The organism is Verminephrobacter aporrectodeae subsp. tuberculatae At4 (genome assembly GCF_000193225.1).
Lineage (GTDB): Bacteria > Pseudomonadota > Gammaproteobacteria > Burkholderiales > Burkholderiaceae_C > Acidovorax > Acidovorax aporrectodeae.
In genome coordinates, this window is sequence record NZ_AFAL01000387.1 from 1 (window position 1) to 9,825 (window position 9,825).

The following is a 9,825-nucleotide window of genomic DNA, read 5'->3' on the forward strand; positions in this document are numbered from 1 at the left end:
CGATGGGCCGGACCGGTGGGCAGACCTCGACCAACTCGCCCCGCTTGAGCGTGGCCATGTCGAGTGCTTGCACGCGCCAGAGGCCGGTCGGGGCCGAGTGCGTGAAGTTCAGGCGCAACCCGGCCGCGTGGCCGATGGGGATGACTGCGCCAACGACGACCACGGTGCCGAGGGCCGCGATGCCCAAGTGCCGTTTCTTCATGGCTGCGGATCTGCTGTGCTGCGCCGAGTCCGGGTGGTCTTGCCGAGGATGTCGCCGGCCGTGGCAGCAGTCCAGGTGAACGGCTTGGGATTCGCATTGTGCGCAGCGATGTACGTGTTGATGGCGCTCTCCACCGCGGGCACGCTGGTGAACGCGCCGCGGTGCATGAGTTCATCGCTGATGTCCCGAAAGAAGCGCTCGACCAGGTTGAGCCAGGAAAAATGGCAGGGAGTGAAGTGCAAATGAAAGCGCGGGTGCTTGGCCAGCCAGGCCATGACCGCGCAGTGCTTGTGCATGGCGTAGTGGTCCACGATCAGGTGCAGTTGCTTGTTCTTCGGCGTCTGGCGATGGATCGACTGGAGAAAGCGCAGCCACTGTGGGTGCCGGTGGAGTCGATCGGTCATCGAAATCACCTCGCCGCTCAGCATGTCCAGCGCAGCGAACAAGGTAATGGCGCCGCTGCGCCTGGAGTTGAGCGGCAGGTCCGGCTGGGTCCGGTCGAGCGCCTGAATCTGCATTTTCTCGTCGCAGCAAAGCACCAGCGCCTGCTCGGGCGGATTCAGGAACAGATTCACGATGTCCTCCAACTTCTCGGCGGAGCGGGGAGCGTTGGCGGGTTTGAAGGATTTGACCCGATGGGGTCTGAGCCCATGCGTGCGCCAGATGCGGGCCACAGTGGATGCGCTGACACCGCAATGAGCGGCCATGGTGCGCGTGCTCCAACGCGTCGAGCCTTCGGGGGTTTCCTTGCGTGTGCTGCGAATCACTTGCTCGACGTTCGCCTCTTCGCGCGCCGTGCGCGGGCGCCCCGTGCGCGTGGCGTCCTGCAACAGGCCATCTACGCCGGCGGCCAGAAAGCGTGCCCGCCAGCGCGCTACCACGCGGCGGTCGATGTTGAACTGGGCGGCGATGTCCTTGTCCTGCATTCCCTGTGCCGCCTGCAGCACGATGCGAATGCGCATCTGGACACGCGCATTGATGCGCTCGCGGTTGGAAAGAATTCGTAGATGCCGATCATCGTCGGCACACAACAGAACTGGCGTGGCAACCCGCATGGCATGGTCCTCCATGCGCTGTACGAGGCCAAGCCAAAATATAAGTTCCGTGATTTATGGTGCCCGGCGTCTGCACCAAAACGCCATGGCCTGAAAGTTATGAAAATAGCTGGTTCAAGCACTGGCCGCCTCTGGGCCACGATTCCGAAATCAGCGCTCACGTTCGCTGAATATCGGTCCGCCTTCCGGACAAACATCCACTGCAGGCGCTGTGTGAGGCGTTATCTCATTCGCTGCACGCTCTCAGGGACCGGAGGGGCGCTAAAGCGGTTCCTGCGCGCCGTCTCGGGGGGCCACTCCATCGCCGCCCGCCTGCTCGCCAGCGGGCTGATCGCCCTGCGGGTCATCCGGTTTGCGCTGTGTTTTGGCGCGCAATTTCTCTTCCTTTTTTTTCTTTTTGGCGAGTTCGCGCTGGCGTTTCTCGTATCCGTAGTTGGGTGTTGCCAAGGTAGTTGCTTCCTGAAGTGAAGGTCCACTGTAACAGCACCAGGCCCCCGCGTCCCGCGCGGCGTCACGCCGCCGGGAAGGCGCGTTCCATGGCCTGTTGCAGATCCTGTTGCAGGTCTTGCACGGCTTCCAGCCCGATGGAAAACCGCACCAGCGTACCCTGCTTCAAATGCGCCACGCAGCGGCTGCGCATGCTGGCGATGTGGTAGGGCACGACCAGGCTCATGGGCCCGCCCCAGCTATAGCCCAGTTTGAACAGGCGCAGGCCGTCGCAGAACGCGTCCACCTGCTGCGCGCTGTGGCGCGCATCGATTAGCACGCTGAACAGGCCCGCGGCCAAGCCCTGTCCCCCCGGCCCGGCACCGCACAGGGCCTGCCAATGCGCGTGGCCTGGCGAACCCGCAAGCGCAGGGTGCAGAACCTGGGCGACGGCGGGCTGTTGCTGCAACCACAGCGCCAGACTGCGGGCTGCCGCGTCGTGGGCGCGGTAGCGCAGACCCAGGCTGGGCAGCCCGCGCAGCACCGCTTCCGCGTCGTTGCCCGCGACGCCCAGGCCAAGCCGCATGTGGGTGTGCCGGATTTGCGTATGCAGCGCGGCGTCGCGCGTGATCACGCTGCCCATCAGCACGTCACCGCCGCCGCTGGGGTATTTGGTCAGCGCGTGGACGCAGATGTCCACTCCCAGGCTGCCGTCGCCCAGGAGGTCGAACGGCGCGAACGCCAAGCCCGCGCCCCAGGTATTGTCCAGCGCCGTGCGCACCGCGCGCGCGCGGCAGATGCGCACCAGTTCGCGCAGGTCGGGAAATTCCATGCTGACCGAACCCGGCGCCTCCAGCCACACCAGCCGCGTTGCGGGCGTGATGCGGGCGGCCAGGTCGGCCGGCTCCAGCGGGTCGTACAGCCCATGGCTGATGCCCAGGCGGGCGAGTTCGTCGTGCGCCAAGTCCTTGCTCGGACCATAGACGTTGTCGGGGAGCAGCAGTTCGTCCCCGGGCTTGAGCAGGGCCAGCGCCACATTCGCGATGGCGGCCAATCCGCTGGGCGCAAGCACGCACTGCAGGCCCCCCTCGAGCGTGCACAAACGTTCTTCGAGGGTGAAGGTGGTCGGCGTGCCGTGCAGTCCGTAGGTATAGCCGCTCTTGTCCCGCCAATCGCGCGCGCGCATGGCGGCCACGTTCGGGAAGATGACGGTAGAGGCCTTGTAGACCCCCGGCTGGGGCGCCGCGAAGCCCGCGGGCGGAACGTAGTCGTGCTGGACGATGCGCGTGGCGAGATCGGTGCCGGGGGTTCTCATGCCCGCCATGGTAGCGCGCTTCGACACGATGGTGCACCCGGTTTTTCAGCACGTATGCAACGAGCCAGTGGCCAACGCGGACTCCTAGACGCGCGCAACGATGCTCTTGAGCTTGCAATAGCTCCGGATCCCTTCCAGCCCTTTTTCGCGGCCAAAGCCGGAGCGGCGGTTGCCGCCGAACGGTACTTCGATGCCGCCGGCAAAGTATTCGTTGATGTAGACCTGCCCGGCATCGACCTGCCGCGCAAAGCGATAGGCCCGGCCGATGTCCCGGGTGTAGATGCCGGCCGCGAGCGCATAGTCGGTGCCGTTGGCCAAGGCGATGGCCTGCTCGAGGTCGTCGGCCTGCTGCACCACCAGGACTGGGCCGAAGATTTCCTGCTGCACCACGGCATCCTGTGCGCAGCTGGCCTCGATGACCGTCGGGCGGTAGAACCATCCGCCCGGCGCGCACGCAGGGTGCGCGACGCTGCCGCCGGCAAGAACCGGGTTCCCGCGCGCTGCGGCGCTGGCCACGTGCGCATGGATCCGGTTCAGATGGGCGAGCGAATTCACCGGGCCGACGTCCGGGTTCGTCAGGCCATGGCCCAGACCCAGCTGGCCCACGCGATCCAGCAGCCGTTCGATGAACTGGCCGTGCAGCGAGCGCTCGACGATCAGCCGCGAACCTGCCGAGCAGATCTGGCCTGCGTTCTCGTAGATCGCGCCCAGCACGCCATGGAGCGCCTGTTCGACGTCGGCATCGGCGAGCACCACGAGCGGGGATTTCCCGCCCAGTTCGAGCAGCACCCGGGTGACGTGGCTGGCCGCGGCGCGCATCACCTGCTGCCCGGTGGCCACCGATCCGGTGAAGGTGATGTGCTGTATGCCGGGGTGCGACACCAGCGCTGCGCCCGCGGTCGCGCCTTCGCCGGTGACGACGTTCAGCACGCCGTCGGGCAGGCCCGCGGCGCTGGCCAGTTCAGCCAGCATCAGCGCGGACAGCGGCGTCTGTTCGGCCGGTTTCGCAACCACCGTGCAACCGGCTGCCAACGCCGGGGCAATGCCGCGCGCGGCGGTGCCCAGCGGGTAATTCCAGGGGATGATCTGCGCGGCGACACCGACGGGCTCTTCGATGGAGAAGCCGACGTAGGCCTTGTCGAGCGGAAAGCTGTCGCCCTGCATCTTGTCCGCCGCGCCAGCGTAGTACTCGAAAGCGCGGACCACGCCACGCACGTCGGCCTGCGCCTCGCAAAGCCGTTTGCCGCTGTCCAGGCTCTCGACCAGCGCCAGCCTGTCGGCGTGCTCGCGCACCTGCTGCGCGATCGCTGCGAGCGTCTGCCCCCGTTCGGCCGGCGCCGCATCGCCCCAGGCGCCGCGCAGCGCGCGCCGGGCCGCGTCAACGGCCTGATCGACCTCGGCAGCGCCGCCGGCGGCAAACTGCGCGAAGGCCTGGCCGCTGCCAGGGTCAAAGGTCTCCAGCGCAGCGCTGCCCGAGCCGGGTTGGTAGGCGCCATGGATGAAGTGCTCGCGCGGCAGGCCGCTGAGCGTGCCGGTCCGGCGAAATTCGGCGATCAGTGCGTCCAAACCCGGGTTCATGGCTGGACCTCGCTGACTGCGTAGCTGGATTTTTGCAGCCATTCTTCGCGGATTTCCATTCCCCAGCCGGGCTCGGCCGGGATTTGCAATTTACCGTCCCGGACATTCAGGCTGTTGCGGAACAGCCCTTGTTCCCATGGGTAGTAGTCTGCGCCTTCGATCGAGTATTCGACGTAGTCGCCGGCATTCGTGAGCGCGCCCATCACGTGCAGCGTGACGGGCAGGACCAGCGAGCGGTTCGCCGAGTGCGGCGTGACCTTGATTCCCGCCTGCTCGGCCAGGCGCGCCACGCGCAGCATGCGCGTCACGCCCCCGATATAGAAGGCGTCGGGTTGCACGACGTCGACCACGCGGTTGTCGATCATGTATTTCCACAGCGTCAGGTCGCAGTCCTGTTCGCCGCCTGTGACGTCGAGCTGCAGATTTTCCCTGACCTCTTTCGTCCAATGGTGCTCCCAGTACGGGCAGGGCTCCTCGAAGTGAATCACGCCGTGGTCTTCGAGCATGCGCCCGACGTCGATCGCTTTGCGCGGCGTGTACGCGCTGTTGCCATCGACCAGCAGGCGCGCGCCGTCGCCGAGCGCGCGGCGCACGGCCGGCACGATGGCCTCGGTGCGCCCCGGCCATTCGTCCTGGTCATGGCCGCACACCTTGCCGACGCGGAATTTGAACGCGTCGAAACCCTGCGCGTCGCGCAGCCGGGCCAGCCGCTCGGCCTCGTCCTGGGGCGTGATTTCGCCGCGCTTCATGCTCGATGCGTACACCGCAAACGCCCGGGGCGTGCCCCCCAGAAGCTCGCAGACGCTTTTTTGTTCCAGCTTTCCGCGCAGGTCCCACAGCGCGGTGTCCAGGCCGGCGAGGGCACGAAACAGATAGGAGCAGGGAAACTTGTGCTCGTGCTCGGGGATGCTGTCCACCAGATGCGTGATGTTCAGCGCGTCCGCGCCCAAGGCCCAGGGTGCGATCTGCCGGTGAAACACCTGCGCCGTGATGTCCGCGTTGTACGTTGACATCTGCCCCCAGCCTTGCAGGCCGGTATCGGTGGTGACGCGGACAAATCCGACATGCTGGTTGCTGAAGGTCTCTAGACGATGGATGTTCATTGCGTAATTTCACTTCGGCCCGGTGGATCGCCGCACACCGGCTTGGGCTGCGCCAAGCGGCGTTGATTTGTCACCAACGAGTCTCCAGGCCGCCCGGTTTTCAAAAGGGGATCATTCTCCGCTCGGAATAGCCCGAATAACCCCGTCCATTCTGGAAAAAGTGATAGGCCATTTTCACCGGTCTCGCACAGCAAAGCGCACCCGCAGTGGGGGCGTGCATGGGGGGGCAGTTCCGGAATGACGAACTGCACGCCTTGCAAAACCTTGCCGTGATTGGCAAGTTTGGTGAATTAGAATTACGTCTTTTCGAGGAGCCATCGAATGCTTGAGCCGTCCAATTCCAATAAGAACGCCGCGTTGGAAGCGCGGCGCCAAGCCGCGTGCCCACGCGGCGTCGGGGTGCAGACCCAGGTCTTCGTGGCCCGCGCGCAGAATGCGGAACTTTGGGATGTGTCCGGCAAGCGTTTCATCGACTTTGGCAGCGGCATCGCCGTCCTGGCCACGGGCCACCGCCATCCGCAGGTCGTGGAGGCTGTCCGCGCGCAGCTTGACGCGTTTCACCACACCTGCTTTCAGGTGACGCCGTACGAGGGCTACGTCGCGCTGTGCGAGAGGCTCAATGCGATCACGCCCGGGGCCTTCGCCAAGAAGACTGCGCTCTTCACCACGGGCGTGGAGGCCGTGGAGAACGCCGTCAAGGTGGCCAAGGCGGCCACGGGCCGCAATGCGGTCATCGCGTTCTCCGGCGCATTCCATGGCCGCACCTTGATGGGCCTGGCGTTGACCGGCAAGGTCAACCCCTACAAGGCGGGCTTTGGCGCCATGCCGCCGGACGTATGGCATGTCCCCTTCCCCGCAGAGGCGCTGGGGGTGAGCGTCGATGACAGCCTGCAGGCCATCGACCGCTTGTTCAAGACGGATGTGGATCCACGGCGCGTTGCGGCGCTCATCATCGAGCCGGTGCAGGGGGAGGGGGGCTTCTACGTTGCACCGCTGAAACTGTTCCAAAGCCTGCGCGCAGTGTGTGACGAGCACGGCATCCTGCTCATCGTGGATGAGGTGCAGACCGGTTTCGGGCGAACCGGGAAGATGTTCGCGCTGGAGCACTACGGCGTTGACGCCGACCTGATCACCATGGCCAAGAGCCTGGCCGGCGGTTTTCCGCTGTCTGCCCTGACGGGCCGGGCGACGGTCATGGATGCGGTCGCCCCGGGGGGCCTGGGAGGCACTTACGCCGGCAACCCGATCGCCGTGGCTGCCGCTCTGGCGGTGTTGGACATCATGCAAAAAGAGGCGCTCGTGCAACGCGCGCAGGCCTTGGGTGAGCGTTTGCTTGCGCATCTGGAGCCGCTGCGCGCGCGCGTGCCGCAGATCGCGCAGGTCCGGGCGCTGGGCGGCATGGTGGCCATGGAATTCAGGGATTCCTCCAGCGGCGTGGCGTTGCCCGAATTCACCAAACGGATTCAGGACATCGCGCTGGAGAAGGGCCTGCTGCTGCTGACCTGCGGCGTGTACGGCAACGTCATCCGTTTCCTCTTCCCGTTGACGATACAGGACGCGGTCTTCGCCGAGGGCCTGGCGCTCCTCTCCGACTCCCTGTTGCAGGCATGAGGCCGGCGTTCAGCGGCCCCGCCCGGACGCATCGGCAGCCTGTGCGCCGAGGTCGCCGCGGCCTCACCGGGTCGCCGGCCCAGCGTGACAGAGAGTGAAGCCCCGGTATCATTGCCCGCCATGAGTTTCTTTGCCATCCTGTTCGCTTTGCTGATTGAGCAGGCCCGCCCGCTGGCGCGCAGCAACCCGATTCATGCGGGCCTGCGCGCCTGGGCCCTGTCCGTGAGCCGCAACTTCGATGCCGGCAAACCGCAGCATGGCTGGGTGGCGTGGGGTTTGGCCGTGCTCGTTCCGGCGCTGCTCACACTGGCCATCCACTGGCTCCTGCTGCGCTGGCTGGGCTGGCCATTTGCGGTGCTGTGGAGCGTTGCCGTGCTGTACGTCACGCTGGGGTTCCGGCAGTTCAGCCACCATTTCACCGGAATCCGCGACGCGCTCGAAGAGGGGGACGAGGACGCCGCCCGCGCGCGGCTGGCGCACTGGCAGCAGGTTGACGTGGGCGTTTTGCCGCGCAGCGAGATCGTGCGCCACGTGATCGAGTATTCGATGTTTGCCGCGCACCGCCATGTGTTCGGCGTGCTCGCCTGGTTCTCGGTGCTGGCGGCGCTGGGCCTGGGTCCGACGGGCGCGGTGCTGTACCGGCTGGCCGAGTTCGTCTCGCGCTACTGGCATTACACGCAGCGCATGGGGGCTCAGCCTGCGAGCGCCTCGCTGCAACAGGCTTCGGCCCAGGCCTGGACGGCCATCGATTGGCTGCCGGCACGCCTGACGGCGCTGAGCTTTGCCATGGTCGGCAGCTTTGAAGAGGCCATCGAGGGCTGGCGTTTTCACGCGCAGCGTTTTCCCAATGACAACGACGGTGTGGTGCTGGCAGCCACGGCAGGGGCCATCAACGTGCGCCTGGGTGGCGAGGCCCTGAAGGCGCGCACCGAGATGCACGCCCCGCAGGGGCTGGAGATCGACATCGACGTGGGCGACAGCGACGCCACCCCGGGCCGCGAGCCCGAAGTCAGCCACCTGCGCAGCGTGGTCGGGCTGGTCTGGCGCTCGGTCGTGGTCTGGATGCTGCTGCTCGCGCTGCTCACGCTGGCACGGCTCCTGGGCTGAGCCTGCTTGCGGCCGGGCGTGTTCGCGCTCGGGGCCGCAGCCATTCCCCATATTTCATCAACGCGCCCGCTTCAGGACCAGCGCGGGCAGCGTGCAGGAAACGGCCAGCACGAAAAGGCCAATCAGCGCGGGCCTGAATGCATCCCAGCCAAAGCGGGCGCTGATTTGGTACAAAACAGCCACCGAGGCTGTGCCCACCGAAGCGCCCAGGAGCGTCACGACACGCGAAAGGGAACTGGCGTCAGGAACCTTGCGGCGCGCGATCGCATGGTAGGCATGCGACATCGCAAGCAGCGTCAGCCAACCGACTCCCGCTCCACGCAGCAGCAGCGCCATGCCGATGGCCACGGGAAATTGCAGAACCGCGGGCAGGCACAGCGCCGCCGTCCCCATTGCGGTGCCCACGATCGCCATGAGGGCCGTGTTGCCGACTCCGCAGCGCTTCGTTGCCGCCTCCAGATAAAACCGCGATATCAATGCGCCCAAACCGTGAACCCCGACGAGCAGGGCTGCGAGCATCGGGCCTTGTGCGCATGCATTCATCAGGAACAGAGGAAAAAGGAAATTCCACCGTAGAAGACAAAACTGGAAAAAAATAGCAGCCACATGGACGCATGAAACGACAGGACACGGAATAGACGGATGTCGAGAAGCGGATTTTTGCTGCGCAGGGCATGCGCAGTGAAGCAGGAAAGAAAGACCATCCCGGCAATGATTGCCCCCACGGACGCCATGCCCGATTCCCCGGTCATGGATTTTGTCTCCGCAATGCCAGAAACTCCAGCAAGCCCAAAAACCGTCAAACCAAGGGCCGGAAGCAATAAGAGAAAGCCGGGGAAATCGAATTTTTCAGCAAAACTCCCCGCATCCTTCTCCAGGAACCGAAATGCAAGACCAAGGGCGAGGCAAGCGATGGGAACGTTGACCCAGAAGATAAGCTGCCAAGGACCCCATTGCAGGAGAAAACTGCCGACGACTGGCCCGGCAATGGGGGCCAAAACCGCAGGAACTCCGGCCGTTGCCATGGCCGTTTTCAGTCTGGCATGCCCGACGCAAGCCAGCAGAATCGATTGCATCACGGGCATCAAGATGCCGGCGCCAATTCCCTGAACGATTCGAGATGCAATCAATTGGCCAACGCTGTCTGACAAACCGGCAGCAGCCGACCCGGCGGCAAAAAGCACGAGACCCCCAACCCACAACGCGCGGGGCTCCTCGTCGTTTCGTGTGGAAACCAACATGCACAATAGCCGCTGGTAGTGGACGCCAGCGGGCAGGTCGCCTCGGGCCTGTCCACAGGTCCACCAAGTTGATGTTGAACATGGGAGTGTCTGATGGGTGTTGAACTGGAAGCGCTGTTCACCAATGCGCTGGGGCTGCAAGCGCCGTGGGTTGTCGAGAACGTCAAACTCAACACCACCGACCGCC

The 9,825-nt window shown here is 65.3% G+C and carries 10 protein-coding genes; 2 read left to right on the forward strand and 8 right to left on the reverse strand.

Annotated features, from left to right (window positions below):
• The 6 genes from VTU_RS0110075 to VTU_RS0110105 form a co-directional block, all read right to left on the reverse strand.
• On the reverse strand, window positions 1-202 hold a 202-nt coding region (locus VTU_RS0110075), incomplete at its 3' end, for a S24/S26 family peptidase (RefSeq protein ID WP_010103798.1).
• A complete protein-coding gene (locus tag VTU_RS0110080) occupies window positions 199-1,257 on the reverse strand; it encodes an IS630 family transposase (RefSeq protein WP_029554273.1) in 1,059 nt (352 codons plus the stop codon). The genes VTU_RS0110080 and VTU_RS0110075, both read right to left, overlap by 4 nt.
• A gap of 261 nt (window positions 1,258-1,518) precedes the next feature.
• Complete coding sequence (locus tag VTU_RS34770; RefSeq protein WP_010103800.1) at window positions 1,519-1,704, reverse strand: hypothetical protein; 186 nt, start codon at window positions 1,702-1,704, stop codon at window positions 1,519-1,521.
• 64 nt (window positions 1,705-1,768) lie between these two features.
• The gene (locus tag VTU_RS0110090) at window positions 1,769-3,007 is read right to left on the reverse strand and encodes a PLP-dependent transferase (RefSeq protein ID WP_010103802.1); all 1,239 of its coding nucleotides are present in this window, start codon (window positions 3,005-3,007) and stop codon (window positions 1,769-1,771) included.
• A 75-nt stretch (window positions 3,008-3,082) separates the two neighbouring features.
• On the reverse strand, window positions 3,083-4,576 hold the full coding sequence (locus tag VTU_RS0110100; protein WP_010103804.1) for an aldehyde dehydrogenase family protein: 1,494 nt from the start codon (window positions 4,574-4,576) through the stop codon (window positions 3,083-3,085).
• Window positions 4,573-5,679, reverse strand: coding sequence for a mandelate racemase/muconate lactonizing enzyme family protein (locus VTU_RS0110105; RefSeq protein ID WP_010103806.1), 1,107 nt, complete (start codon window positions 5,677-5,679; stop codon window positions 4,573-4,575). Before VTU_RS0110105 ends, VTU_RS0110100 begins: the two co-directional genes overlap by 4 nt.
• A gap of 321 nt (window positions 5,680-6,000) precedes the next feature.
• On the opposite strand from VTU_RS0110105, the gene gabT reads away from it, so the two are divergent.
• On the forward strand, window positions 6,001-7,290 hold the full coding sequence (gabT, locus tag VTU_RS0110110; RefSeq protein ID WP_010103807.1) for a 4-aminobutyrate--2-oxoglutarate transaminase: 1,290 nt from the start codon (window positions 6,001-6,003) through the stop codon (window positions 7,288-7,290).
• Window positions 7,291-7,410: 120 nt separating this feature from the next.
• Complete coding sequence (locus VTU_RS0110115) at window positions 7,411-8,397, forward strand: CobD/CbiB family protein (protein WP_010103808.1); 987 nt, start codon at window positions 7,411-7,413, stop codon at window positions 8,395-8,397.
• A 57-nt stretch (window positions 8,398-8,454) separates the two neighbouring features.
• Here the strand turns inward: VTU_RS0110115 and VTU_RS32680 are convergent, their stop codons facing one another.
• Complete coding sequence (locus VTU_RS32680) at window positions 8,455-8,745, reverse strand: hypothetical protein (RefSeq protein ID WP_169315384.1); 291 nt, start codon at window positions 8,743-8,745, stop codon at window positions 8,455-8,457.
• Between the two features lie 194 nt (window positions 8,746-8,939).
• Window positions 8,940-9,638: an MFS transporter gene (locus VTU_RS0110125; RefSeq protein WP_010103813.1), complete on the reverse strand. Its 699-nt coding sequence runs from the start codon at window positions 9,636-9,638 to the stop codon at window positions 8,940-8,942.
• Window positions 9,639-9,825: the final 187 nt, after the last annotated feature.